This window comes from Marseilla massiliensis, assembly GCF_016899855.1.
In the GTDB taxonomy this organism is placed as follows: domain Bacteria; phylum Bacteroidota; class Bacteroidia; order Bacteroidales; family Bacteroidaceae; genus Prevotella.
In genome coordinates, this window is the sequence record NZ_JACJJG010000280.1 from 1 (window position 1) to 281 (window position 281).

The following is a 281-nucleotide window of genomic DNA, read 5'->3' on the forward strand; positions in this document are numbered from 1 at the left end:
TCCATTGTAACTGTTACACTACTCTTTCCGGCCACGTTTACCGTCTGCGGCTTCATACCAATGTATGAAAACTGCAGCTCGTTACTGCTCGATAACTTAATGGAGAAGTTTCCGTCGATATCGGTCACTACGGCGTTTTTAGTCCCTTTTTCGAGGACTGTTGCGCCGATGACGGCCTCTCCGTTGGAATCTTTCACATTTCCTTTGATTGTCTGCGCCGACAGCGAGCCCACGATGAGCGTGAACAGCGCCACAAGCGCAAGTCGAAAAGTTTTTAAATT

General features: G+C 48.0%; 1 protein-coding gene. It reads right to left on the minus strand.

Annotation, left to right across the window (positions count from 1 at the left end; translation table 11 throughout):
- A partial coding sequence (locus H6A34_RS15710) for a carboxypeptidase-like regulatory domain-containing protein (RefSeq protein WP_338088679.1) occupies nt 1-281 on the minus strand: 281 nt, incomplete at both ends.